The 24827-nt window shown below is 75.5% G+C and carries 24 protein-coding genes; 10 read left to right on the top strand and 14 right to left on the bottom strand.

Going from position 1 to position 24827, the window contains the following annotated elements; all coding sequences use genetic code 11:
* Positions 1–7: 7 nt before the first annotated feature.
* Entirely contained in the window at positions 8–226 is a 219-nt protein-coding gene (locus ABFY03_RS05645) for a hypothetical protein (RefSeq protein WP_319013100.1), read from the bottom strand.
* 137 nt (positions 227–363) lie between these two features.
* Between ABFY03_RS05645 and ABFY03_RS05640 the strand changes: the two genes are divergently transcribed.
* Positions 364–1401, top strand: a complete 1038-nt coding sequence (locus ABFY03_RS05640) for an NUDIX hydrolase (RefSeq protein ID WP_319013101.1) — start codon at positions 364–366, stop codon at positions 1399–1401.
* 9 nt (positions 1402–1410) lie between these two features.
* Here ABFY03_RS05640 and ABFY03_RS05635 read toward each other — a convergent pair whose 3' ends face one another.
* Both ABFY03_RS05635 and ABFY03_RS05630 read right to left on the bottom strand, forming a co-directional pair.
* Complete coding sequence (locus ABFY03_RS05635) at positions 1411–2109, bottom strand: MBL fold metallo-hydrolase (RefSeq protein WP_319013102.1); 699 nt, start codon at positions 2107–2109, stop codon at positions 1411–1413.
* Positions 2110–2226: 117 nt separating this feature from the next.
* A complete protein-coding gene (locus tag ABFY03_RS05630; protein WP_319013103.1) occupies positions 2227–3594 on the bottom strand; it encodes a dipeptidase in 1368 nt (455 codons plus the stop codon).
* A 323-nt stretch (positions 3595–3917) separates the two neighbouring features.
* On the opposite strand from ABFY03_RS05630, the gene ABFY03_RS05625 reads away from it, so the two are divergent.
* On the top strand, positions 3918–5210 hold the full coding sequence (locus ABFY03_RS05625; RefSeq protein WP_319013135.1) for a geranylgeranyl reductase family protein: 1293 nt from the start codon (positions 3918–3920) through the stop codon (positions 5208–5210).
* 67 nt (positions 5211–5277) lie between these two features.
* Here the strand turns inward: ABFY03_RS05625 and ABFY03_RS05620 are convergent, their stop codons facing one another.
* Positions 5278–5745 carry a nitroreductase family deazaflavin-dependent oxidoreductase gene (locus tag ABFY03_RS05620; RefSeq protein WP_319013104.1) on the bottom strand — a complete coding sequence of 156 codons (468 nt, stop codon included), beginning with the start codon at positions 5743–5745 and terminating at the stop codon, positions 5278–5280.
* A gap of 187 nt (positions 5746–5932) precedes the next feature.
* Between ABFY03_RS05620 and ABFY03_RS05615 the strand changes: the two genes are divergently transcribed.
* The 3 genes from ABFY03_RS05615 to ABFY03_RS05605 all read left to right on the top strand — a co-directional run bounded on the left by ABFY03_RS05615 (position 5933) and on the right by ABFY03_RS05605 (position 8808).
* The gene (locus ABFY03_RS05615; RefSeq protein ID WP_346169352.1) at positions 5933–6649 is read left to right on the top strand and encodes a TetR/AcrR family transcriptional regulator; all 717 of its coding nucleotides are present in this window, start codon (positions 5933–5935) and stop codon (positions 6647–6649) included.
* A 73-nt stretch (positions 6650–6722) separates the two neighbouring features.
* On the top strand, positions 6723–7949 hold the full coding sequence (locus ABFY03_RS05610; RefSeq protein ID WP_319013106.1) for an ROK family protein: 1227 nt from the start codon (positions 6723–6725) through the stop codon (positions 7947–7949).
* 88 nt (positions 7950–8037) lie between these two features.
* On the top strand, positions 8038–8808 hold the full coding sequence (locus ABFY03_RS05605) for an SAM-dependent methyltransferase (protein ID WP_346169351.1): 771 nt from the start codon (positions 8038–8040) through the stop codon (positions 8806–8808).
* Between the two features lie 2 nt (positions 8809–8810).
* Here ABFY03_RS05605 and ABFY03_RS05600 read toward each other — a convergent pair whose 3' ends face one another.
* Positions 8811–9389 carry an ATP-binding protein gene (locus ABFY03_RS05600; RefSeq protein ID WP_346169350.1) on the bottom strand — a complete coding sequence of 193 codons (579 nt, stop codon included), beginning with the start codon at positions 9387–9389 and terminating at the stop codon, positions 8811–8813.
* A 187-nt stretch (positions 9390–9576) separates the two neighbouring features.
* Complete coding sequence (locus ABFY03_RS05595; protein WP_319013109.1) at positions 9577–9894, bottom strand: hypothetical protein; 318 nt, start codon at positions 9892–9894, stop codon at positions 9577–9579.
* 193 nt (positions 9895–10087) lie between these two features.
* Between ABFY03_RS05595 and cds1 the strand changes: the two genes are divergently transcribed.
* Positions 10088–11215, top strand: coding sequence for an L-cysteine desulfhydrase Cds1 (gene cds1, locus ABFY03_RS05590; RefSeq protein WP_319013110.1), 1128 nt, complete (start codon positions 10088–10090; stop codon positions 11213–11215).
* On the opposite strand, the gene ABFY03_RS05585 is transcribed toward cds1, so the two are convergent.
* The 3 genes from ABFY03_RS05585 to ABFY03_RS05575 all read right to left on the bottom strand — a co-directional run bounded on the left by ABFY03_RS05585 (position 11157) and on the right by ABFY03_RS05575 (position 13002).
* A complete protein-coding gene (locus ABFY03_RS05585) occupies positions 11157–11675 on the bottom strand; it encodes an SRPBCC family protein (RefSeq protein ID WP_346169349.1) in 519 nt (172 codons plus the stop codon). The two genes, cds1 and ABFY03_RS05585, sit on opposite strands and share 59 nt — an antisense overlap.
* 80 nt (positions 11676–11755) lie before the next feature.
* A complete protein-coding gene (locus ABFY03_RS05580; RefSeq protein WP_319013112.1) occupies positions 11756–12190 on the bottom strand; it encodes an SRPBCC family protein in 435 nt (144 codons plus the stop codon).
* The gene (locus ABFY03_RS05575; RefSeq protein WP_346169348.1) at positions 12187–13002 is read right to left on the bottom strand and encodes a DeoR/GlpR family DNA-binding transcription regulator; all 816 of its coding nucleotides are present in this window, start codon (positions 13000–13002) and stop codon (positions 12187–12189) included. Before ABFY03_RS05575 ends, ABFY03_RS05580 begins: the two co-directional genes overlap by 4 nt.
* A gap of 135 nt (positions 13003–13137) precedes the next feature.
* On the opposite strand from ABFY03_RS05575, the gene ABFY03_RS05570 reads away from it, so the two are divergent.
* On the top strand, positions 13138–15462 hold the full coding sequence (locus tag ABFY03_RS05570; RefSeq protein ID WP_346169347.1) for a hypothetical protein: 2325 nt from the start codon (positions 13138–13140) through the stop codon (positions 15460–15462).
* Here the strand turns inward: ABFY03_RS05570 and ABFY03_RS05565 are convergent.
* From ABFY03_RS05565 to ABFY03_RS05545, 5 genes are all read right to left on the bottom strand, one after another.
* Positions 15432–17867, bottom strand: coding sequence for a right-handed parallel beta-helix repeat-containing protein (locus tag ABFY03_RS05565; protein ID WP_319013115.1), 2436 nt, complete (start codon positions 17865–17867; stop codon positions 15432–15434). The two genes, ABFY03_RS05570 and ABFY03_RS05565, sit on opposite strands and share 31 nt — an antisense overlap.
* Before the next feature lie 114 nt (positions 17868–17981).
* Entirely contained in the window at positions 17982–18590 is a 609-nt protein-coding gene (locus ABFY03_RS05560; protein WP_319013116.1) for an Rv1733c family protein, read from the bottom strand.
* Positions 18591–18684: 94 nt separating this feature from the next.
* Positions 18685–19509: an MOSC domain-containing protein gene (locus ABFY03_RS05555; protein WP_346169346.1), complete on the bottom strand. Its 825-nt coding sequence runs from the start codon at positions 19507–19509 to the stop codon at positions 18685–18687.
* A gap of 54 nt (positions 19510–19563) precedes the next feature.
* The gene (locus ABFY03_RS05550) at positions 19564–20079 is read right to left on the bottom strand and encodes a DUF6643 family protein (RefSeq protein WP_031013762.1); all 516 of its coding nucleotides are present in this window, start codon (positions 20077–20079) and stop codon (positions 19564–19566) included.
* A gap of 316 nt (positions 20080–20395) precedes the next feature.
* The gene (locus ABFY03_RS05545) at positions 20396–21610 is read right to left on the bottom strand and encodes a glycosyltransferase (protein ID WP_346169345.1); all 1215 of its coding nucleotides are present in this window, start codon (positions 21608–21610) and stop codon (positions 20396–20398) included.
* A gap of 58 nt (positions 21611–21668) precedes the next feature.
* On the opposite strand from ABFY03_RS05545, the gene ABFY03_RS05540 reads away from it, so the two are divergent.
* The 3 genes from ABFY03_RS05540 to lnt all read left to right on the top strand — a co-directional run bounded on the left by ABFY03_RS05540 (position 21669) and on the right by lnt (position 24818).
* Positions 21669–22466 carry a glutamate racemase gene (locus ABFY03_RS05540; protein WP_346169344.1) on the top strand — a complete coding sequence of 266 codons (798 nt, stop codon included), beginning with the start codon at positions 21669–21671 and terminating at the stop codon, positions 22464–22466.
* A 76-nt stretch (positions 22467–22542) separates the two neighbouring features.
* A complete protein-coding gene (locus ABFY03_RS05535; protein WP_319013120.1) occupies positions 22543–23100 on the top strand; it encodes a hypothetical protein in 558 nt (185 codons plus the stop codon).
* A gap of 104 nt (positions 23101–23204) precedes the next feature.
* Complete coding sequence (gene lnt, locus ABFY03_RS05530) at positions 23205–24818, top strand: apolipoprotein N-acyltransferase (protein ID WP_319013121.1); 1614 nt, start codon at positions 23205–23207, stop codon at positions 24816–24818.
* Positions 24819–24827 lie beyond the last annotated feature (9 nt).

Below are 24827 nucleotides of genomic sequence, written 5' to 3'. Positions count from 1 at the left end.
GGCGCGCTCACTCCCGTACGGGAGAGGCCCGCCCGGGCGCCACCGCCTCCGGCTCCGCCCGCTCCGGGGTCCGCTGCTCCACCACGACCAGGAAGGCGTCGGACGCCAGGTCCATCACCACCCGGGCCGGCACCCCTTCCTGGCGGCACGCGCCCGCGTACTCCTCCGCGGGCCAGTGCCCCCGGGGCCCACCCGCCGGAAACCGTTCCAGAACCGTACGGTCCATCTCCGCACCCCCTCGTGCTCGCCTGTTCAACGACCCGCGGGCCGGAAGCGTTACGCCTCGGCCCGGACATGTGTTCGTGGTTTTCGTGGCAGGGTGTTGCGGGCAAGCCACAGGGGGCCGTCGATGAGGGGGGAAAAGTGATCGTCTGGATCAACGGTGCTTTCGGCGCGGGCAAGTCCAGCACCGCGCGCGAACTGGTCGGACTGATCCCGCACAGCACGCTGTACGACCCCGAGGCGACCGGCGCGGAACTGCGCCGGCTCCTGCCCGCCAAGCGCCTCGCCGAGGTGGACGACTACCAGGACCTGCCCATCTGGCGGAGGCTCGTCGTGGACACCGCCGCCGCCCTGCACGCCGAGGTCGGCGGGGTGCTCGTGGTCCCGATGACGCTGCTGCGGCAGGAGTACCGGGACGAGATCTTCGGCGGCCTCGCCGCCCGCCGCATCGACGTCCGGCATGTGCTCCTGGCACCGGAGGAAACGATCCTGCGGACACGTATCGACGGACGCGCGGAGTACGGCGACCCGGGCGTCGACGCCGACGTGCGCCGCTGGTGCCACGACCACATCCCGGCCTACCGGGAGGCCGCCGCCGGCTGGCTCGGCGCCGACGCCCACACCGTCGACACCTCGGCGCTCACCGTCGCCGAGACCGCCCGGGCCGTCGCCGACGCGGTCCGGGCCGGGCGCGCCGCGCCCTGCGGCATCGTCCAGACCCCCGAGCCGACCCGCGAGACGCTGGCCGCCGGCGTCCTCCTCTTCGACGAGGAGGACCGCTTCCTCCTCGTCGACCCCACCTACAAGCCCGGCTGGGAGTTCCCCGGCGGCGTCGTCGAGTCCGGCGAACCGCCCGCCCGCGCCGGCATGCGCGAGGTCGCCGAGGAGATCGGCCTGGAGCTGGACGCCGTCCCCCGGCTCCTCCTCGTCGACTGGGAGCGGCCCCAGCCGCCCGGCTTCGGCGGTCTCCGGCTGCTCTTCGACGGCGGCCGGCTCGCCGCCCGCGACACCGCGCGCCTCCGGCTGCCCGGCGCCGAACTGCGCGCCTGGCGCTTCGTCACCGAGGAGGAGGCCGCCGACCTCCTCCCGCCCGTCCGCTACGACCGCCTCCGCTGGGCCCTGCGCGCGCGGGAGCGCGGCACGGTGCTCAACCTGGAGGCGGGCGTACCGGTCGGCTGACCGGCGCCGTCAGAGCGTCACGGCCCCGGCCGCCGCGGCCGCCGACAGCTGCTCCGCCGTGTTCTCGGTCACCGCGGGGCCGTGCCCGCAGCACAGCACCGACGGCCGCAGCTCCGCCAGCCGCCGCATCGACTCCAGGGCCCGCGCGCGGTCCACATGGAACACGCCGAAGGTCACCCCCCGTACCGACGCCACGGTGTCGCCCGCGAAGAGCACGCCGTGGCGGGGGAGATGCACGGCCATCGAGCCCGGCGTGTGCCCGGGGGTGTGGACGGCGACCGCGCCGTCCCCGAAGCCGAGGCCGTCGCCGTCCCCGACCTCCCGGTCCACCCGGGTCGGCGGCGCCTCCGGACAGGTGAGGCCGTGGTCCCAGAGGGGCCGCTCCCACTCCAGGAGGTCGGGGAGGGGCATCGGCAGCTCGCCGCGGACGTACGGCGCGTCGAGCCGGTGGGCGACGATCTCGGCGCCGTGCCGGTCGGCCAGCGCCGCCGCCGCGCCCACGTGGTCCCGGTGGCCGTGGGTGAGGACGATCCGGGCCAGCCGGTCCGGGTCCAGGCCGGCCGCCCGGACGGCCGCGGTCGTGCGGTCCGCCGATCCGGCCCAGCCGGCGTCCACGAGGGTCAGTTCCGTGTCGTCCCGCCACAGGTAGGCCTGCCCGATCGAGTAGTCGAGCAGGTGCAGCCGGGGCGTGATCCTGAGGGGTTCCATGCGCCGAACGTAGGCGCGCGGACGGCCCCGCCGGGGCGTTCTACGCTCTCCGCGAGGTTCGCCCGACGCGGAACCGCCGGAGCGTGCCCCGGGCCCGCTCCGACGGTCGGCGGGGCGTCAGGCGCCCCGGCTCGCCGCGTAGTTGACGAGGAACAGCGCCTCGGCGACCGAGAGCCGCTCCAGCTCCTCCGGCGAGACCGACTCGTTGACCGCGTGGATCTGCGCCTCCGGCTCGCTCAGGCCGATGAGCAGGATCTCGGCCTCGGGGTAGAGCGAGGCGAGCGTGTTGCACAGCGGGATCGAGCCGCCCATGCCGGCCGCCTGCATCTCCTGGCCCGGGTACGCGATCCGCATCGCCTCCGCCATCGACGCGTACGCCGGGCTGGCGGTGTCGGCCTGGAACGGCTGGCCCTGGCCGACCTGCTCCAGGGTCACGCGCGCGTTCCACGGCGTGTGCTTCTCGATGTGGGCGAAGAGCAGCTTGGTCGCCTCGGCCGCGTCCTGGCCGGGCGGCACCCGCAGGCTGATCTGCGCGCGGGCGGTCCGCGGGATCGACGGGGTCGCCCCCGCCACCGGGTGGCAGTCGATGCCGATGACGGTGACGGCCGGACGGGCCCAGATGCGGTCGGCGACCGTGCCCGCGCCCGGCAGGTCGACGCCCGGCAGCACCTTGGCGTCGGCGCGGAACTGCTCCTCCGGGTACTGCAGGCCCTCCCACACCGCGTCGGCCGGCAGACCGTCGATCACCGTCGAGCCGTCCTCGCCCCGCAGCGAGTCCAGGATCCGGATGAGCGCGGCGAGCGCGTCGGGCGCGGCACCGCCGAACTGGCCCGAGTGGAGGTTGCCCTCCAGGGTGTCGACCTGGACCCGGATCATCGTCATGCCGCGCAGCGTCGCGGTCACCGTCGGCAGACCGACCCGGAAGTTGCCCGCGTCGCCGATCACGATGGTGTCGGCGGTGAGCAGCTCGGGGTGCTCCTCGGCGTACCGCTCCAGACCGCCGGTGCCCTGCTCCTCCGAGCCCTCGACGATCATCTTCACGGTCACCGGCACGCCGCCGTTGGCCTTGAGGGCCCGCAGCGCCAGCAGGTGGAGGATGAAGCCGCCCTTGCAGTCGGCGGCGCCGCGCCCGTACCAGCGCCCGTCCTCGCGCTCGGTCAGCTGGAACGGCGGGGTCAGCCACGCCGACTCGTCCAGCTTCGGCTGCACGTCGTAGTGGGCGTAGAGCAGCACCGTCGGCGCGCCGGCCGGGCCGGGCAGCACGCCGTACACGGCCTGGGAACCGTCCGGCGTGTCGAGCAGCGCCACGTCGCGGAAGTCCTCGGCGCGCAGGGCGTCGGCGACCCAGTTCGCCGCGGCCTCGCACTCGCTGCGGGGCGCCACGGCCTCGTCCGCGACCGACTCGAAGGCGACCAGTTCCGCCAGCTCGGACTTGGCCCGCGGCATCAGGGACCGGACGGTCTCGGCGATCGGATTCGGCGTCATGGGCACGCTCCTCGTGGGTGCGACGTTGGTGCGAGAGGGAGCGGACGGCGTATCGGGTGGTACGGCGTTCGCACCGTCGATCCTACGACCGGGCTGTGATCTACCGAGCCGTAGGATGCGGTAAGCAGACGCCGGTCGGATCAGGAGCAGAAGCACACGTGAGCAGCGAGCACGCAGAGAACGCCGGTCCGGAGCACACCGAGCCGACCGGACCCGGCGAGCCGGCCGCGGCGGCGGGTCCGTCCGGCGCGGTGACGGGCGCGGAGCCGGGCCCCGCGGGGGAGACCGGCACGGAGTCCGGCCCCGATCAGGACCGGCCGGACGTGTGGGACGTCGTGGTCGTCGGCGCCGGCCCGGCGGGCGCGTCGGCGGCGTACGCGGCGGCGGTCGCCGGCCGCCGGGTGCTGCTCCTGGAGAAGTCGGAGCTGCCCCGGTACAAGACCTGCGGCGGCGGCATCATCGGGCCCTCCCGCGACGCGCTGCCGCCGGGCTTCGAACTGCCGCTCCAGGACCGGGTGCACGCGGTCACCTTCTCGCTCGAAGGCCGCTTCGCCCGCACCCGCCGCTCCCGCCGGATGCTCTTCGGGCTGATCAACCGGCCCGAGTTCGACGCCCAGCTCGTGGAGCACGCGCAGAAGGCCGGCGCGCAGCTCCGCACCGGCGCGACGGTGACCAGGGTGGAGCAGCACGGCCCGGCCGTCCCGGACCGGCGGACGGTCGCGGTCGTCCTCGCCGACGGCGAGACGGTGCTCGCGCGGGCCGTGGTCGGCGCGGACGGCAGTGCCAGCCGGATAGGGGCGCACGTCGGCGTCAAGCTCGGCCAGGTGGACCTGGGCCTGGAGGCGGAGATCCCGGTGCCGCCTTCGGTGGCGGAGGACTGGAAGGGCCGGATCCTCATCGACTGGGGGCCGATGCCCGGCAGTTACGGCTGGGTCTTCCCGAAGGGCGACACGCTCACGGTCGGCGTCATCTCGGCGCGCGGCGAGGGCGCGGCGACCAAGCGGTACCTGGAGGACTTCGTCGCCCGGCTCGGTCTCGCCGGCTTCGAGCCCACGATCTCCTCGGGCCATCTGACCCGCTGCCGCAGCGACGACTCGCCGCTCTCCCGCGGCCGGGTCCTGGTCTGCGGCGACGCGGCGGGCCTGCTGGAGCCGTGGACCCGCGAGGGCATCTCGTACGCGCTCCGCTCCGGCCGGCTCGCCGGCGAGTGGGCGGTGCGGGTGGCGGAGGCCGGCGACGCGGTGGACGCCCGGCGCCAGGCGCTGAACTACGCCTTCGCGATCAAGGCGGGCCTCGGTGTGGAGATGGCGGTGGGGCGGCGGATGCTCGCCGTCTTCGAGCGTCGTCCGGGGCTGCTGCACGCGGTGATCACCGGGGTCCGGCCGGCCTGGAAGGCGTTCGCGGACATCACCCGGGGCTCGGCCACGCTGGCCGGCATGGTCCGGTCGAACGGTCTGGCCCGGCGGGCCCTCGAAGTGCTCGACAAGCGCATGGACACCGAGTCGGGCGTCGGCCCGGCGGGCCGGGGCGTGAGCCGCAGGGGCGAGGACGTCGTCCCGGAGGCGACGGACGGCGACGGGGTGTCCACCGGACGGCGGGAGCCCGAGGCGTCCTGAACCCGGCCGCCGTCCGGGCGGTGGGGAACGTGAGGGTGGGTGCGGACCGGGTGGTCCGTGCCCACCCTCACGCGTGCGGGGCGGCGTCGATGCGGAAGACGGGGTGCTTGGGGGCGATGGCGCGCAGTTCCTCGTCGGTGGAGTCCGGGCCGACGCCGGCGAAGAAGACGCCGACCTCGGCCTTCCAGCGCTTCAGGTAGGCGCGCAGCACGTCCGCCTTGGCGTCGTCGCCGACCTCGGTCACGGTGAACGGTTCGACGTGCTTGCCGAGGTGCAGCTCGCCGCCGCCGACCGCCCGGATGTTGCGGGTCCACTGGACGTGGCCGCGGGGGGCGACGAGGTAGCGCTCGCCGTCGAGGGTGAGCACGTTGACGGGGGTGGTGCGCCAGGCGCCGCTCTTGCGGCCCTTCACGGCGAGGACCCGGGAACCCCAGACGCTGACGCCCCGGCGGGTCAGCCAGGCGACGGAGCGGTTGACGACGTTGACGGTGAACCAGCCGGGCTTGATGACGTGGGCGGCGGGGGTGGTGGACATCAGGGCCTCCTGGGCGGGCGTCGGGCGGGCGGCGACAAAACCGTGAGCGCTGCTCTCGATTCGTATCGCTTCCCCGAACCGTGAGCACTGCTCTCGCTTGAGAGCAGTCTGCACGGGTCGGCGCTCGGAAGCAAGAGCAGTGCTCTCGTTTCAGTGCGGCGATCCGGATCGTGGCAGACTGCTCTCCATGACCACCGTTCAAGGAGCCCGCGCCCGCGCCCGGATCGAGATCACCGCCGCCATCAAGGACGAGGCCCGCCGGCAGCTCGCCGCCGAGGGCGCCGCCAAGCTCTCGCTGCGCGCCGTCGCCCGCGAACTCGGCATGGTCTCCTCGGCGCTCTACCGGTACTTCCCCAGCCGGGACGACCTGCTGACCGCGCTCATCATCGACGCGTACGACGCCGTCGGCGCCGCCGCCGAGACCGCCCACGCCGCCGCCGTGGAGGCCGCGCCCCGCGACCACCTCGGCCACTGGACCGCCGTCTGCCGCGCCGTGCGCCGCTGGGCCGTCGCCCACCCCCACGAGTACGCCCTGATCTACGGCTCCCCGGTCCCCGGCTACACCGCCCCCCAGGACACGGTCGCCCCCGCCGCCCGCGTCGGCCTGCTGCTGGTGGCGACCGCCCGCGCCGCCCACCGGGACGAGGGCGTCGCGCTGCCGCCGCTGCCGGAGAGCCTCACCCCGGAAGCGGAGCGGCTCGCCGCCGATCTGGCCGCCGACCTGCCGCCCGCGCTCGCCGTGGCCCTCGTCTTCGCCTGGGCGCAGCTCTTCGGCCTGGTCTCCTTCGAGGTCTTCGGCCAGTTCAACAGGATCGTCGAGGACCGGGACGCCTTCTTCGCCACCGCCGCCGAACGCCTCGGCCGCGAGGTCGGTCTGCTGCCCCGCCCCCGCCCCCGGCCGTGAGTCCGCGGCGGCCCGGCGGGCCGCGTCCGGAGCGGGTCCGGCGGGCGGCCCCGATCATGGCAGACTCGGGCGCATGAACGGCAAGGCGACGACGACGCGTACTCGGCTGGACAGGGGGCGGAGCGCGCTCGGTCCCGCGCTGGAGCTGGTGCACACCGGACGGGCGCCGACGCGGGCCGTCCTCACCGCCGAGCTGGGCGTCACCCGCGCCACCGCCGGCGCCGTCGCCGCCGAGCTGGAGGCCCTCGGGCTCATCCGGGTCGACTCCAACCCCGGTGCCGCCGCCGGTTCCCAGGGCCGGCCCTCGCACCGGCTCGCGGTCGACGAGAAGGGCCCCGTGGCGCTCGCCGCCCAGGTCCACGCGGACGGCTTCCGGGCCGCGCTGATCGGCCTCGGCGGCACCGTCGTCGCCACCGTCCCGGGCAAGGTGACGGTCTCGGCCGACCCGGCGCAGGTCCTCGGCGCCGTCGTGGACGCGGGTGCCGCGCTGCTCCGGGAGTCCGGGCGGCGCTGCGTCGGCGCCGGCCTGGCCGTGCCGTCCGCGGTCGCCGAGCCCGAGGGCACCGCGCTCAACCCGCTCCACCTGGCCTGGCCGGCGGGCGCGCCGGTCCGCGAGATCTTCGCCGACCGGATCCGGGACGCCGGTGTCGAGGGTCCCGCCTTCACCGGCAACGACGTGAACCTCGCCGCGCTCGCCGAGCACCGGCACGGAGCCGGGCGCGGCGCCCGCGACCTGCTCTGCGTCGCCACCGGGCACCGGGGCGTCGGCGGGGCGCTCGTCCTCGACGGGCGGCTCCACACGGGTAGTTCGGGCCTCGCCCTGGAGGTCGGCCATCTGACGGTCAATCCGGAGGGCGGCCCCTGCCACTGCGGCGGCCGCGGCTGCCTGGACGTCGAGACCGACCCGCTGGCCTTCCTCACGGTCGCCGGCCGGGCGCCGGGCCCGGAGGTCTCCCTGCTCCAGCAGGCCCGCGACCTGCTCAGGAACGCGCCGGACGATCCGGGGGTGCGGGCCGCGGTGGCGGAGCTGATCGACCGTCTCGGCCTCGGCCTGGCCGGGCTGGTGAACATCCTCAACCCCGACCGGATCATCCTCGGCGGCCTCCACCGCGAGCTGCTCGACGCCGACCCGGAGCGGCTGCGCGCGGTCGTCGCCGACCGCAGCCTGTGGGGCCGCAGCGGCGGCGTCCCGATCCTGCCCTGCACCCTCGACCACAACAGCCTGGTGGGCGCGGCCGAACTGGCCTGGCAGCCGGTGCTCGACGACCCCCTGGCCGCCCTCGGCGGCGCCCCCGTCTGACCGGGGTGGCGCGGAGGCGCGCGTTCCGGGGAACGGGTGCGCGAAAGTGGGTGGGCGGCGCCGGCCGGGGCCGGTAACCTCGCCGTCCATGATCTCTTCAGACGCCCCGCTCCCGCCCCGCCTGGGCAGCCTCACCTTCCACGGCCCGCTCTCCGAGGAGCGGGCCGAGAGCCTCGTCCGCCGGATCGCCGCCGCCGGCCCCGCCGACGTCCTCGACATCGGCTGCGGCTGGGGCGAGTTGCTGCTCCGGGTCCTCGACGCGGTGCCCGGGGCGAAGGGCATCGGCATCGACATCAACGCCGAGGACCTCGCCCGGGGCCGTGCGCTGGCGGCGGAGCGCGGTCTCGCCGACCGCTCGGTCTTCGTCGAGGAGTCCGCGCGCGGCACCGGGCGCGGCCCCGTCGACGCGATCCTCTGCCTCGGCTCCAGCCAGGCGCTGTGCGACCCGGAGCTGCCGCACGACCCGGCGGAGGCGCTGCGGGAGCTGCGCCGGCTGGTCCGGCCCGGCGGCCTGGTGGTGCTCGGCGAGGGCTTCTGGGAGCGGACCCCGACCGAGACGGAGCTCGCCGGGATGTGGCCCGGCGCCACCACCGGCGACCACCTCCCGCTGGGCGGGCTCGTCGGCCTGGCGATCGAGGCCGGGTTCCGCCCGGCGTGGATCGAGACGGCCGGCCGCGACGAGTGGGAGGCGTTCGAGTCCGGCTACCGGTACGACACGGAGCTGTGGCTCGCCGCGTACCCGGACCACCCGCTGGCGGCCGAGACCCGCGAGCGGGTCGACCGGCAGCGGTCGAGCTGGCTGAACGGCTACCGGAACGTCCTCGGCATGGCGTACCTGACGCTGGTCGCCACGGCCTGAGCTCAGGCCCGGGCCCCGCTCGCCGCGAGCGCCGGGGCCTCCGCGGGCGTGCTCAGCGGCACGCCCGCGAGCCGGCCGTACGAGACGACCGGCGCCAGGGGCATCAGCCCGAAGCCCAGTCCGGCCTCGGCGCCGGTGACCGCGGGACCGCCGGCACACGGCGGGGCGGTGAGGGTGAACCAGACGACCTTGCCGCTCACCCCGCCCGGGCGGACGCCCCAGCTGTCGCTGAGCGCCCCCACGATGGCGAGGCCGCGGCCCGAGGTGGCGAGCGCGTCCGGCCCGCCCCACAGCTCCTCGGCGGGCGTCTCCGACGCCACCGGTATCCGGGGGTCGTTGTCCCGGACCGAGACGGTCAGCCGGTCGAGCAGGAGTTCCAGCTCGACGGTGCACTCCTTGTCGGGCTGCGCGTGGCGGTGCACGTTGGTCAACAGCTCGGTCACTCCCAGTTCGACGGGATCGACCAAGTCGTCGAGCTGCCAATGGCGCAGATGGGCGGCGACGATCCTGCGGATCTGTCCGATCCGCGGCGGCAGGGCCTGAAGCTCCACCGCGTAATACCTGCTCGGCTCGCTGATCACGGCTGCGACTCCCCGAAGTAGTCCTGAAGAAGACGGAGATTCGGATCTGTCATGCGGTACGGCGGCGGGCGCTGAGCGCAGTGTCACCACCGTTCGACCCTCAGTGAGGTGGTTCCAGCGTGAACCAGCCGTCACCGCCCCGCAACCCGCCGCGAGCTTCCCCAGGTCAGCGCACCCGCCGGAGGAGTCAGCGGCCGCCGGCCGCCCGCTTCAGGGCGGCGAGGAAGCGGCCCGCCTGCTCGGCGTCCCGGTCGTCGTCCTCCCCCGCGCCGTCCATGGTGAGGCGGTACCGCGTGCCGTTCACCCGCGCCACCGTCTCGTCGCCCTTCGCGAACCACGGTCGGCCCGCCCGCACCGCCTTCACGGGCGCGCTGTCGATCTCGGCGCCGTAGCTCGTCAGCAGCGCGAGCCGGCCGTCCTCGATGCGGACCTCCCCGGCGCGGGTGAGCGAGCGCGGCCAGCGCGCGATCCGTACGCCCCTGGCGCTGAACTCCGGTTCCGTCATGCCGGTCCACCCCTTCCGCCTGCCGTCCCTCCCAGTGTGCCGGGCCGTCGCCGCGGGCACCAGGGACCGTCGTACGAGCGTCCTCCAAGGCGTTCCTATGGAGCGTCAAAGGGAACGTTTGCCCAGGTGAGAGCGGTATCGTCGGGGGTGGGAAGCCCGGGCTCCGCCCCGGCGGTACAGCGAGGAGAGACCGTTGAGCACCACCCCCCACACTGCCGAGGCCACGGCCACCGTGGACGTCGACCGCAGCGATCCGGCCTACCGCGCCTGGCTGAAGGAGGCGGTGCGCAAGGTGCAGGCCGACGCCAACCGCTCCGCCGACACCCACCTGCTGCGCTTCCCGCTCCCCGAGAAGTGGGGCATCGACCTCTACCTCAAGGACGAGTCCACCCACCCCACCGGCAGCCTCAAGCACCGGCTCGCCCGCTCGCTCTTCCTGTACGCGCTCTGCAACGGCTGGATCCGTCCCGGCAAGCCCGTCATCGAGGCGTCCAGTGGCTCCACCGCCGTCTCCGAGGCGTACTTCGCGAAGCTCATCGGCGTGCCGTTCGTCGCCGTGATGCCCCGCACCACCAGCCCGGAGAAGTGCCGGCTCATCGAATTCCACGGCGGGCAGTGCCACTTCGTCGACGACCCGCGGTCGATGTACGAGGAGTCGGCGGCGCTCGCGGCCCGCACCGGCGGCCACTACATGGACCAGTTCACCTACGCGGAGCGGGCCACCGACTGGCGCGGCAACAACAACATCGCCGAGTCGATCTACCAGCAGCTGCGTCTCGAGCGCTACCCCGAACCGGCCTGGATCGTCGCCACCGCCGGCACCGGCGGCACCTCCGCCACCATCGCCCGTTACGTCCACTACACCCAGCAGGACACCCGGATCTGCGTGGCCGACCCGGAGAACTCCTGCTTCTTCGACGGCTGGGTGCGCCACGACCCCGGAGCCACCGCCGACTGCGGCTCGCGCATCGAGGGCATCGGCCGGCCCCGGATGGAGCCCAGCTTCGTGCCGGGCGCCGTCGACCGGATGATGAAGGTTCCGGACGCGGCGAGCGTCGCCGCCGTCCGCGCCCTGGAGACCGCCATCGGGCGCAAGGCCGGCGGCTCCACCGGTACCGGCCTGTGGAGCGCCCTCAGGATCGTGGCGGAGATGGTCGCGGCGGAGCGCACCGGCAGCGTCGTCACCCTCCTCTGCGACCCCGGCGACCGCTACCTCGACAAGTACTACTCGGACGCCTGGCTGGCCGAACAGGGCCTCGACATCACCCCGTACGCGGCCACTCTCGAACGCTTCCTGGCGACGGGCGTCTGGCCGGAGTGAGCCGTCGGTCCAGCGCGGCCGCCGCCCGTCGGAAGGACAGGCCCAGGCCCGGTGACGCCAGCCGCAGACCGGCGCGGAACGGGGCCGGGCCGTCGGCCGCCATCGTCCAGCGCAGCCGCGTCCCCGCGCCCTCCGGGGCGAGCGCCCACTCCTCGGCCAGCGCGGACACGGCCGGGGCGTTGGTGAGGTCCACGCGGTAGGCGTACCGGAGGTCCGGCTCGGCGGCCAGGATCGTCTCCTCGAACCGGACGCCGCCGCGCAGCCGTATCGTCCGGCGCGCCCCGTCGTCGAAGGGCACGGCCGACGCGACCGGGGTGAACCAGGCGGGCAGACTGCCCACCTCCACCGCGATCGACCGGTAGACGGCCGGCGGCGGTGCCTGGAGCCTGGCCTCGAAGGCGAGGCGGACGGGCGCGACGGCGGTGAAGTCGAGCTCCACCGGCCGGAGTCGGCGTGGCATGGACCGGACCTCCCCGAGGGGATCGGATGGGAGCCAGCACCCTAGCTGACACGCCGTCAAGACGAAAGCCCGTTCGAGGGCTACGGGGTGAGCAGCCCGTCCAGCGCCCGGCCGAACACCACCCGGCCCGCCCGCGCCAGCACCCCGTCGAAGACCCCCGGCACCCCGCGTACCGCCAGCTCCTCCGTCCAGACCACCCGCACGCCACCGGCCGTCGGCGCCACCTCGATCTCGGCCCAGCCGCGCACCAGCCGCCCGTACTTCTCCAGCCGGCACATCCCCGGCCCGTCCCCGCGCGGCGGCTCCCAGCGGACCACCTCCATCGGGTCGTCGAAGCCCAGCGGGCCGAGCCCGGTGCGCGCGGTGAACCGCGTCCCCGGCCCGCTCGGACCGGGCGTCAGGACCGTCGTACGGGTCAGCGGCACCTGCCGGCCGTGCGCCGGCCAGTCGGTGAGCCGCCGCCACGCCTCCTCCGGCCCCAGCGGCACGGACCGCACCACCCGGAACCGGCTCACGCCGTCTCACCGGCCACGAGCAGCCCCGGCACGTGCTCCGCGACCTCGGCCCGCACCTCGGCCGCCATGCCCCGGTCCGTCACCCAGGTGTCCACCTCGTCCAGCGTCCCGAACGAACTCAGGCCCACCGTCCCCCACTTGGTGTGGTCCGCGACCACCACCACCCGGCGCGCCGACCGGATCAGACAGCCGTTGGTCTCCGCCTCCGCCAGGTTCGGCGTCGACAGGCCCGCCTCCACCGACAGCCCGTGCACCCCGAGGAACAGCAGGTCGAAGTGGAGCGAGCGGACCGCCCGGTCCGCCACCGGACCCACCAGCGCGTCCGACGGCGTGCGCACCCCGCCGGTCAGCACCACGGTCGGCGCCCGCCGACCCTCGCCCGACGCGGGCCGCGCCTCGTGGAAGACGTCCGCGACCCGGACCGAGTTCGTCACCACGGTCAGGTCCGGCACGTCCAGCAGCCGGCGGGCCAGTGCGTACGTCGTCGTCCCGCCGGACAGCGCGATCGCCGAGCCGGGCAGCACCAGCGCCGCCGCCGCCCGCGCGATCTCGTCCTTCGCGCTCGGCTCCAGCACCGACTTCGCCTCGAAACCCGGCTCGTGGGTGCTCGGCTCCGCCGCCGGCACCGCACCGCCGTGCACCTTCGCGACCATGCCCTGCCGGGCCAGCGCGTCCAGGTCACGGCGGATCGTCATGTCCGAGACGCCCAGCCGACGCGTCAGCTCGTTCACCCGGACGCCGCCGCGCCGCCGCACCTCGTCGAGGATCAGGGCGCGCCGCTGCTCCGCGAGGAGGTTCTGATTGTCAGTCACCGCCGGGGCCGGTCCTTCCGCAGGAGACGAGGGAATGGCTGTCGGATTCGGTGAGAGGCCGTGCGCGGGCGCGCGGTCGTCCGGGATCCTGGAGCCGACGTCGCATCCTCCCACCCACGAGAGGAAGACTCCTAAGTGTCCCCTGCCACACCCGCCCCGGAGCCCGGGGGCGCGGCGCTCGAACTCCTCGTCCACGGAGTCGGCGGAGCCTCACCCCAGTCCATGCTGGACGACCCCAGGACCGTACGCGTCACCGGCGACGAGACCGCCGCCGTGCACCGGCGCGCCGACGACCTCGACGCCGAGGACCATCCGGACCGGTACGCGGCCGGGCCGGTCCCGGAGGCGTACGTCTGGTCCCACCTGACCTCGGGCGACGGCGCCCGCGCCCTGTGGCTGCTGCTCCTGCCGTTCATGGTCGTCAACCTCGCCCACTGGATGCGTCCGCCCGCCGCCGGCCGCCCCGGCCTCGTCCGGCTCTACGGCGTGCTCGTCCGGCTGCTCGCCCTCACCCTCACCGTGCTGCTCACCGCCGCCGTCTGCGAGGTCGCCCTCGACCTGACGGCCTGGCAGTGCGCCGGCACCGCCGGCTGCGCCGACGGACGCGCCTGGCTCGGCTTCCTCGCCGCCGACCGGGGCGGCTGGTGGTCGGGGCCGGGCCGCAGGCTCGCCCTCGCCGCCGCTCTCCCGACCGCGCTCGTCGGCCTCCTCTGGTACCTCTCGCGCCGCACCTGGAGCGCGTACGAGGCCCAGCACCCGCCCACGGACGACACGCCCACCGTCCCCGTGCCGCCCACCGACCCGCGGCCCGCGCTCGGCCGGCCCGGATTCTGGTACGGCAGGCGGCTCGTCGCCCGGCTGCGCGCCGCGCACACCGCCGTCGGCCTGCTCACCGTCGCCGCCGCCCTCGCCGCCGCCCCCGCCCACCGGGACACCGGCGCCCTCGCCGCCACCGGACTCGCCCTGCGGGCCGCCCTGGTGGCCTGCGCCGCCCTGGTGCTCTGGTCGGTCTGCGGCCGGGGCCGCAGCGAGCGCCGACTCGACCAGCGGGTCGAGAGCGCCGTCTTCATCCGTCTGCCGACCGTCGCCGCCGCACTGCTCGTCCTGACCCTCGTGCACACCGCCTGGGACCGGCCCGGCTGGACCTCCACCGGCACCCTCCCCGGGAACACCGTCTTCGGGGCCCTCACCCTCGCCCAGGGCGGCCTCGTCGTCGCCCTCGGGGCGGTCGCCCTGCTGCTCCAGCGCCCCCGACGCGACCCCCGCACCGCCCTCGCCGGGCTCGGCGGGCCCGCCACCGCCGTGCTCGCCTGCGCGCTGGGCGGGGTCATGTCCGGCGGCGTCGCCCAGTGGGTCGCGGACCGGCTCGGCGGATCCGCGGACCCGGCCCCGCCGATCGGCCCGCCCGTCCTCCTCAGCTGGCAGGCGTCGGCCATCCCCGTCCTGCTCCTGCTGCTGCTCGCGCCCGCCGCCCTCCTCGGCGTCCGCACCGCCCTCGCGACCCGGCGGCTGCGCGCCGCCGTCGAGGCCGACTACGCCGACGAGAGCCCCGACCCGGTCCGTACCCGCCAGATCGCCGCGAGCCGCGCCCGCGCCTCGCTCACCGACTCCGCCCCCGTCCTCGTCGGCGTCGTCGCCGGCACCGCCCTGCTGCTCGGTGCCGTCTCCGTCGTCGGCGCGTGGGCCGGCGGCGAGGTCCCCGGCCGCGCCTTCGCCGACGCGCACCCCGCCGTCGCCGGGCTCGCCACCACCACCCAGGCGCTCGGCTCCTGGATGATCGGCTTCGGCTTCCTGCTCTTCGTGACCTGGGGCCGCCGTGCCTACCGCGACGCCTCCGCCCGCCGCACCATCGGCATCCTCTGGGACGTCGGCACCTTCTGGCCGCGTGCCGCCCACCCCTTCGCGCCGCCTTGCTACGCCGAGCGGGCCGTGCCCGACCTCACCTGGCGGATGCGCTCCTGGACCGGGCACACCGGCGGCCGGCTCGTCATCTCCGGCCACTCCCAGGGCAGCGTCCTCGCCGCCGCGGCCGTCTGGCAGCTGCCCTCCGCCACCCGCGCCCGGGTCGCCCTGCTCACCTACGGCTCCCCGCTGGAACGGCTCTACGGGCGCTGGTTCCCCGCCTACTTCGGCCCCGACGCGCTGCGCGGCCTGCACCGGGCGGTGCACTGCTGGACCAACCTGCACCGCGCCACCGACCCCATCGGCGGCCCGGTCTGCGTCCCGGCGGCGGACGGCCGCCCGGGCGTCGACGCCCCGGCGCTGCGCGACCCGGTCGCGTACGGACGCACCCGCGCCCACCCGCTGCCCGAGCCGGTCCTCGGCCACTCCGACTACCAGGCCGACCCCGCCTTCGCCGAACGGCGGGCCGCGCTCCTCGACCGGCTGCCGCCCGCCCTGCCCCGGCAGCGCGCCGACGAGCCCACGGATCAGGGGAGTTCGGGCAGGTCCTCCGGGTAGAGCAGGGTCAGGTCGTCGGTGCTCGCCTCGGCGAGCACCGCGACCCGGCCCGCGTGGCGCTCGACCATCGACTCGAAGGTCTGGCGCGCGGTCCGCCCGTTGCCGAACGCCGGGCCCTTCGGCAGCTTCTCGAAGTACGTGAGCAGGGCCTCGTCCGCGCCCTCCGCGAGCCGGTACTCGTGCTCGTCCGCCTGCTGCCGCACGATCCGCAGCAGCTCCTCCGGCGTGTAGTCGCCGAAGCTGATGGTCCGTGAGAAGCGCGACGCCACTCCGGGGTTGACCGTCAGGAAGCGTTCCATCTCGGCGGTGTAGCCGGCGACGATCACGACCACCGCGTCCCGGTGGTCCTCCATCAGCTTCACCAGCGTGTCGATCGCCTCGCGCCCGAAGTCCCGGCCGGAGTCCTCCGGGGACAGCGCGTACGCCTCGTCCACGAACAGGACGCCGCCGCGCGCCCGGTCGAACGCCTCCTGGGTGCGGATCGCGGTCGAGCCGATGTGCTCGCCGACCAGGTCCACCCGGGAGACCTCCACCAGGTGCCCTCGCTCCAGCACGCCGAGCGAGGCGAGGATCTCGCCGTAGAGGCGGGCGACGGTGGTCTTGCCGGTGCCGGGGTTGCCGGTGAAGACGAGGTGGCGGCGGACCGAGGCGGCCTTCAGGCCGGCCTCCTGCCGCTTGCGGCCGACCTCGATCATGTTGGTGAGCGTCCGCACCTCGTGCTTGACGCTGTCCAGGCCGACCAGCGCGTCCAGCGCGCCGAGCACGTCCTCGGAGGAGCGGGGCGCGGGTACCGCGGCCCGCTCGGGCGCCGGCGCCGGGGCCGCCGCCGGGGTGGTGGTACGGGGCGGGGGGAAGGCGCCGAGCAGGCCGGGGGAGTGCCCGCCGGCCGTCAGGACCTGGGCCGGGGCGGCCGCTTCGGGGGCCGGCGGGGTGCGGACGGCGCTCTCGTCGCCGGTGCAGTCCTCGACCACCGGCCCGTCCTCGGGGAACTCGTACCCGCCGCGCGCGCACCGCTCGGTGCGGCAGCGGCGGAGCACGGTGCGGCAGCCGTCCATCACGTGGAAGCCGTAGCCGCCGCTGCCGGTGACCCGGCAGCCGTGGAAGGTGCCGCGGCCCTCCGCCGACACGTAGAAGCCGGCCTCGGCGGGGGAGGTCACCACACAGCGCTCGACCGTCGGGTCGGCGCCCTTGGTGACGATCACGCCCGTCTGCACGGCGTCCACCGCGCAGTTGGCGAGCGTGCCGCCGCTGCCGTGGTCGCGGAACCACGCGCCGGTGGACGCCTCCCTGATCCGGCAGTCGTCGAGCTGGGCGGTGGCGCCGTCGCTCACCGACACGGCGGTGTTCCGCACCTGGCTGAGGTCGCTGTCCACGACGTCCACCCGGGAGCCGCGGTCCAGCACGAACAGCGCGTCCGGCACGTCGTGCACCCGGCACGCGTCGAGGACGGCGCTCGCCCCGTCGCTCACCCACACCGCCGGATAGTCGCCGGTGCTGTCGTGGATCTCGCACTGGTGGGCGTCCACGCGGGTGCCCGGGTCCCAGACGGACAGGCCGTTGCGGCCGAACCGGCGGACCGTCGACCGGGTGAGCGTCAGCACCGAACGGGAGCGCAGGTCCACCGCGTTCTCCGGCACGTCGTGGATGTCGCAGTCGGAGAGCGTGAGCACGGCGTCGGTGTCCAGGGTGACGCCGTCGGCGGAGGTGCGGTGGACGGAGGAGTCCACCAGGTGCGCGCTGCCCCGGGCCGCGATCTGCAGCCCGGCGCCCTTGATCTCGTACACCTCGCAGCCGACGCCTTCGAGCCCGCTGCCCTCGCCGGTGACGGCGATCCCGGCGCCCGAGGCGTGGTGCACCCGGCAGCGCTCCAGCCGCGGGTGCGCCCCGCCGCGCACCGACACCCCGGCCTGCCCGGCGGAGACGACCTCGCACTCCTCGAAGACGCCGCCGGCGCCGTCGACGGCGGCGATGCCGACGCCGGCCGGATTGTCGACCGTGCAACGGCGGGCGGTCGGGCGGGCCCGGCCGCGCACCTCGATCCCGGACGCCGAGCGGGTCATGATCCTCAGGTCGAGCAGCTCCGGCGTGCCGTCCTCGACGAGCAGCGCGGGCGCGGCCACGTCCTGCCCCTCGATGTGCAGGTCCTGCACGATCGCCGAGGCGCGCAGCGTCAGCGGCACCCCGTCCGGCGGCGCGATCCGCACCGGCCCCGCCCCGTCCTCCGGCCCGCGGAGCGTCACCGCACGGGTCAGGACGAGGTTCTCGCGGTACGTGCCGGGCGCGACGGTGAGGACGTCGCCGTCGCCGGCGGCCTCCAGCGCGGCGGCGAGGGAGGCGTACTCGCCCGTGCGGCGCCGCCACCGCGACGTGCCGGTGTGCGTCACCTGGACCGTGCCCTGTGCCATGGGTGTGCTCTGCCCCCGCCTGTGCGTCGACGCTGAACCGATGCCCCACCGTAGCGCGCGCGGGGGCGCGGGGTTGACGGGTCGTCGTGCCGCACCCGTACGAGGGGCGGAAGCTCAGCTTCCGGCGCCGGTGCGCCCCCAGTCGGGGCCGACCGACGCCCACGCGCGGTCGAGGCGGGCGTAACGGCGGTGGCGGAGCCGTCGCATCACGAGCCGTCGGACGAGCTCCACGCCGAGTCCGCAGAGGGCGGCCGCCGTCAGACCGGCGACGACGGCGTGGGCGCGGGCGGTTCCGCGGGCCAGCGGGGCGGTGACGGGGCGGCCGTCCCGGTCGGTCCAGAGGGAGAAGGTGCCGCCTGGCGTGGCGTCGGTCCGCGAGGTGGTGACGGTGCCGGTGCGGATCGTGCCGTCGGGGGCGGTCCAGCGGGCCACCACCGCGCGCCGGAACCGCTGTTCGGCCGTCTGCTCGCTCGTGGTGGTGGCGCGGGGCGGTGTCGGTGCGGCGCGCAGGACCCGGGCCGTGGTCTCCGTGCGTCCCTGCTGCTGGGCGTGGACCGCGCGCTGCAGGGAGTGCTGCGCGGAGGCGCCGACCGTCCAGCCGGCCACGGGCACGGCCACGCACAGCAGGACGGCGGCGGTGAGTGCCACCCACGCCTCGACCAGGTCCGTCGTCCGGCGCAGCGGGTTGTGCCGCCAGCGCCAGAGTCCGGTGACTGCGCGCATGCCGGAACCCCCTGGTTCGTCGCTCCTTGGACGAGTGTGCCCGCGGGGCGCCCGGTTCGCCTGTCGAGCGAGGAGAGACGGGGGAGGGGGCGGTTCAGTCGAGGATCTTCACCGGGTCGCCGACCCGGACGGTGCCGCGGTGCTCGGGGATGAGGAGCTGGCCGAAGACGAGCTTGCCGCCGAGGTTCCGGTGCCGGCCCAGTGTCCGCAGCGGTTCCTTGCCGCGCTCGGCGGTGGTCTGGTCGGTGGTGGTGACGACGCACCGGGCGCACGGCTTCGCCACCCGGAAGGTCACGTCGCCCACGGCCAGCCGGGTCCATCCGTCCTCCGCCCAGGGCGCGGCCCCGTCGACGACCAGGTTCGGCCGGAAGCGGGTCATCGGCAGCGGCCCCTCGTCGGCGTGGTCGCCCTGCTCGACGAGGGCGTTGAGGGCGTCGAGGGAGGCGGTGGAGGTGAGGAGCAGCGGGTAGCCGTCGGCGAGGCTGACGGTGTCGCCGGGGCGCGCGTAGGCGGGGTTGACGGGCCGCCGGTGCTCGGGCGCGTCCAGGTGCACGAGCCGCGCGTCGGTCTCCAGGTAGGCGGAGAACCAGGCGGCGGCCGCCGTCCCGGCGGGCACCGTCTCCACCGGCTTGTCGAAGATGTCCATGGTGAGCGTGGCCGAGGGCTCCGGCACCGGGACCAGGAGCGGCTCCCGGCCGGGCGCGGTCAGCCGCAGCCCGCCGTCCGGGAGGGGCTCGGCGGCCGCGAGGGCCAGCCGCGGATGGCGGCGCTGGGTCATGACCGTGCCCGTGGCGTCGACGACGGCCCACCGGCGGTCGTGCGCCAGGCCCCAGGGCTGCACCTCGGCCTCCGCGCGGTCGAGCGCGCGGAGGGCCTTCACCGGGTGGACGTGGACGGAGCGGAGGACGGGATCAGACATGCCCTCATCCTGCCAGCCGCTCCGCCCCCGGTCAGAACGGTCCCCCGCCGGCCGTCAGTAACCGCCGCCCTGGTAGGGGCGGTTGTACGGGTCCTGGTACGGCGCGGGGGCCGGGACCGGCGCCGGTGCGGGGCGCGGGGCGGCCGGGCGCATCGCCTCGTAGCCGGTGGCCATCGGGCGGGGCTGCTGCGGGACCGGGCCTCCGGGGTATCCGCGCGGCGGCGCGGGCTGCTGCGGGATGTACGGGGTGGGCGCCGGCTGCAGCGGCGCGGGCGCCATCTGCGGGGCCGGCTGCGGGTATCCGTACCCGCCGCCGCCGTGGTACGCGGGCGCCGGCTGGGGGGACGGCGCCGAGGGGAGGGCCGGCAGCGCCGCCGGCAGCGCCGGCAGGTAGGAGCCGGTCGGCATGGGGGCCGGGTAGCCGACGGGGGCCTCGTACGCGGCGGGCACTCGGATCGGGGCGATCTGAGGCGTGCCCCGCTCCGCGACCAGGGAGTCGTAGATAGGGGTGTCCGGGAAGGACGGCGCGGTCTGGTAACCGCCTCCATAGCTGGAGCGGGGGGAGGTCATGGCACATAAGTTAAGCCCACGATCTGCCGATTGGGGAGCCTGCTCAACACCTTCTTTGACGGGCTTCTGACGATGGCGGATCCCCAACCCGAGCGAACACGTCAAAAACGGGCAGCCCGGGGTCCCAAGATCGCGTAAAACCCGAGCTGGGAGGGGGTTACCGGCGGGTCGGCCCACGCGGCGCCGAGGAGTGCGCCCGGTATGAAGAACGGATAAAGAAAAGGCGACCGGAAGGAGTGGGAGAAGTGATCTTGGGTATGCCGAAACGTCAATCCGGCACCGCGGGGCGTTCCGCGCACGCGCCGAATTCGCCGCGTTACTCCCCGTGTCGGGAAGCGAATTCACCGCCGTTCGCCGCGCGGCTTCCCGAGTAGACCCGCCCCTTCCACGCCCCGCCCCGGCCCCGGTAGTGGCGCACCGCCGAATCCACCGTCATCGCGAGATAGAGGAGAGCGGTGAACGGCAGCAGCGGAGCCGTCCAGGGCGACACGCGGTAGTACCGGAGCATCGGCAGATACGTCCCCGCCATCACCGCCCACGCCGCCCCGCCCGCCCACGCGGCCGCCGCGTCCCCGGACACGAGCCCCGCCGCCAGCGCGGCCGGCGGCACCGCGTAGACGAGCAGCAGACCGGCGACCGTCCCCAGGAGCAGCGGCGGGTGGTACCGGAGCTGGGCGTACGCGCTCCGCGCCACCATCCGCCACAGCTCCCCGAGACCCGGGTACGGGCGCACCGAGTCCACCCGCTCGGCCAGCCCCAGCCAGATCCTGCCGCCGGCCGCCCGCACCGCCCGCGCCAGCGCCACGTCGTCGATGACCGCCGTACGGATAGCGTCCGGCACCCCGGCCGCCACCGCCGTCTCCGGCCGCAGCAGCACACAGCCCCCGGCGGCCGCCGTCGCCCGCGGCCGGGCCGCGTTGATCCAGCGGAACGGATACAGCTGGGCGAAGAAGTACACGAAGGCCGGCACCACCAGCCGCTCCCAGGGGCTGGCCACCCGCAGCCGCGCCATCTGCGACACGAGGTCCCGGTCGTCGTCCAGCGCGGCGGCCACCAGCCGCCGCAGACTGTCGGGCTCGTGGGCGATGTCCGCGTCGGTGAGGAGCAGGAACTCCGGCCCTCGCGCGCGTGCCAGCGCCATTCCGTGCCGCAGCGCCCACAGCTTCCCCGTCCACCCCGGACCGGGTTCCCCCGGCGACGCCACCGTCAGCGGCAGCCCGCCGTGCCGCGCGGCCAGCCCGGCGGCGAGCCCGCCGGTCCCGTCCGCGCTCCCGTCGTCGACCAGGATCACCTCGGCCCGGCCCGGATAGTCCTGGGCCAGCAGCGACGGCAGGCTCAGCGGCAGGACCCCGGCCTCGTCCCGCGCGGGCACCACCACCACGACAGCGGGCCAGTCCGCCGGCTCCCCGCGCGCGTGGCGCCGGCCCGGCCGCGGCAGGCGCTGGTCCGTGCGCCAGAAGAAGCCCTGCCCGAGCAGGAGCCAGAGCCAGACGGCCAGGGAGACGCACGCGAACCAGGCAAGGGTGCTCATTCGCCGCAGTCTGCCCCAGAACGCCGGGGACACGGGGCCCATCGGCTAGGGTGACCGGGTGAAGATCGCGCTCATGGACTCCGGAATCGGCCTCCTCCCGGCAGCCGCCGCGGTGCGCCGGCTCCGCCCGGACGCCGAGCTGCTGCTCTCGAACGACCCCGACGGCATGCCGTGGGGACCGCGTACCCCCGAGGACCTCACCGGGCGCGCCCTCGCCGTCGCCCGCGCCGCCGCCGCCCACCGGCCCGACGCGCTGATCGTGGCCTGCAACACCGCCACCGTGCACGCCCTCCCGGCCCTGCGCGCCGCCCTCGAACCGGGCATCCCGGTCATCGGCACCGTGCCCGCGATCAAGCCGGCCGCCGCGGGCGGCGGCAAGGTCGCCATCTGGGCGACCCCCGCCACCACCGGCAGCCCCTACCAGCGCGGACTCATCCGCGAGTTCGCCGCGGGCGCCGAGGTCACCGAGGTGCCCTGCCCCGGCCTCGCCGACGCCGTCGAGCACGCCGACCCCGAGGCCATCGACCGCGCCGTCGCCGCCGCCGCCGCGCTCACGCCGCCGGACGTCCGCGCCCTCGTCCTCGGGTGCACCCACTACGAACTCGTCGAGGACCGGATCCTCGCCGCCCTGGCCCCGCGCCGCCGTCCGGGGCTGCCGCCGCTCGTCTTCCACGGCTCCGCCGACGCCGTCGTCGCCCAGGCCCTCCGCCGCATCGGCGCCGGACCCACCCCCGACGCCGAACCGACCGGCACCCTCTCCGTGCTGCTCAGCGGCCGCCCCGGCCCCCTCCCGGCCGCCGCCCTCGAGTACGCCGCCGGACGGCTCATCGCTGCCGCCCCGGCCCCCTCGCTCTGACCCCGTCCCTCCGGGTAGCCGAACGGTCGCCCTCCGGCGCGCGCTGAAACGGGCGCGGCTGGGTAGTCTTCGCGATATGAGGCAATCCGGGCAGCAGCATGCCGACGGGCGCCCGCCCGCCGTCTGGACCGGCCGCGCGACGAACCGCTTCCAGTGGGTCGCCGCGGTCGCCGGAGCCGCCTGCATGGCGCTCGGGATCACCCTCGCCGTCGGATCCCCCTGGACCTCCGGCATCGCCGCCCTCGTCATGGCCGTCGTCGGCTGTGTCGCGGCGGGCCTCCTCGTCCTCTTCGGCACCCTCGCCTTCGTCCACGTCGAGGTCCGCGTCGACGACCGCGCCATGGAGGTCCGCTGCGGCCACATCGGCGTCCCCCGCCGGACCATCCCCTTCACCGAGGTCGTCGACGCCGCCTACGCCCCCACGGTCACCCCCCGCCACTGGGGCGGCTGGGGCTACCGCTGGCGCCCCGACCGGGGCACCGCCGTCGTCGTCCGCCGCGGCGAGGGCCTGGTCCTCCGGCTCGCCGACGGACGCAGCTTCACCGTCACCGTCGACGGCGCCGAGGGAGCGGTCGACTCCATCCGCGGCCACCTCCGCCACCCCACCCCGCCGCAGACCCCGACCGGCGCCTGACGGGCCCCCGCGCGCGTGGGCCGGGCCGAGCCGTCCGGGCGCGGCGGGCGCCCCGGACCGTGCCGGACCGGGCGTCAACAGGCACGCCCCGTACACTCCGCAAGGTGAGCACCACCATCACTCCCGAAGCGGCCGGAGCCGCCGACGACACGCCCGCGACCGAAGGCCGGCCGGGCCGCTTCGGCCCGGCCGCGCGGTTCGCCCGCCCCGGAGCGGCCCTGCTCTCCGGCGTCCTGCTCTACCTGAGCTTCCCGCCGCGCCCCCTGTGGTGGCTCGCGCTGCCCGCCTTCGCCCTCCTCGGCTGGAGCCTGGACGGGCGCCGCCTCCGCGCCGGCTTCGGCCTCGGCTACCTCGCCGGTCTCGGCTTCCTGCTTCCGCTCCTCGTCTGGACCGGCGAAGAGGTCGGCCCGGTGCCGTGGCTCGCGCTCGCCGCCGTCGAGGCCCTCTTCGTCGCCGCCGCCGGACTCGGCGTCGCCGCCGTCTCCCGGCTGCCGTGGTGGCCGGTCTTCGCCGCCGGCGTCTGGATCCTCGCGGAGGCGGCACGCGCGCGCGTGCCCTTCGGCGGCTTCCCCTGGGGCAAGATCGCCTTCGGCCAGGCCGACGGGATCTTCCTGCCGCTCGCCGCCGTCGGCGGCACCCCCGTGCTCGGCTTCGCGGTCGCCCTGTGCGGCTTCGGCCTCTACGCCGCGGTCCGCCTGGTCCTCCACCACCGCGCCACCGGCACGGTCCCGCGCGGACCGCTCGCCGCCGCCGCGCTCTCCGTCCTCCTCCCGGTGACCGGCGCCGTCGCGGCCCTGCCGCTCGTCAGCGACGCCCCCGAGGACGGCACCGCCACCGTCGCCGCCATCCAGGGCAACGTCCCCCGCCTCGGCCTCGACTTCAACTCCCAGCGGCGCCAGGTCCTCGACAACCACGCCGCCCGGACCCGCGAACTCGCCGCCGAGGTCAAGGCCGGGACGAAGCCCCAGCCGGACTTCGTCCTCTGGCCGGAGAACTCCTCCGACATCGACCCCTACGCCAACCCCGACGCCGCCGCCGTCATCGAGGGCGCCGTCGAGGCCGTCAAGGCCCCCACCGTCATCGGCGCCGTGATCTCCCCGCCCACCGGCAAGCTCCGCAACACCCTCATCCAGTGGGAGCCCGGCAGGGGACCCGTCGCCACCTACGACAAGCGGCACGTCCAGCCCTTCGGCGAGTACATCCCGATGCGCTCGGTCGTCCGCCTCTTCAACAGCAACGTCGACCGGGTGGCGCGCGACTTCGGCCCCGGTACCGAGGTCGGCGTCTTCGACCTCGCCGGCACCCGGGTCGGCCTCGCCACCTGCTACGAGGCCGCCTTCGACTGGGCGGTCCGCGACACCGTCACCCACGGGGCGCAGCTGCTCACCGTCCCCAGCAACAACGCCACCTTCGGCCACAGCGAGATGACCTACCAGCAGCTCGCCATGTCCCGCGTCCGGGCCGTGGAGCACAGCCGCGCCGTGGTCGTCCCGGTCACCAGCGGCGTCAGCGCCGTCATCCGTCCCGACGGCCGGATCGTCTCGCAGACCGCCATGTTCACCCCGGACTACCTGGTCGAGGAGGTCCCCCTGCGCTCCACGCGGACCCCCGCGACCCGGCTCGGCACCCTCCCGGAGGCCCTGCTCGCGGCCGTCGCCGCCGCCGGACTCGGCTGGGCCGCGGCCCGTGCCGTACGGGCCCGGCGCTCGCGGGCCTGAGCCCCCGGG

Source organism: Streptomyces roseofulvus (assembly GCF_039534915.1).
GTDB lineage: Bacteria > Actinomycetota > Actinomycetes > Streptomycetales > Streptomycetaceae > Streptomyces > Streptomyces roseofulvus.
This window is presented reverse-complemented; position numbering and strand designations above follow the sequence as displayed.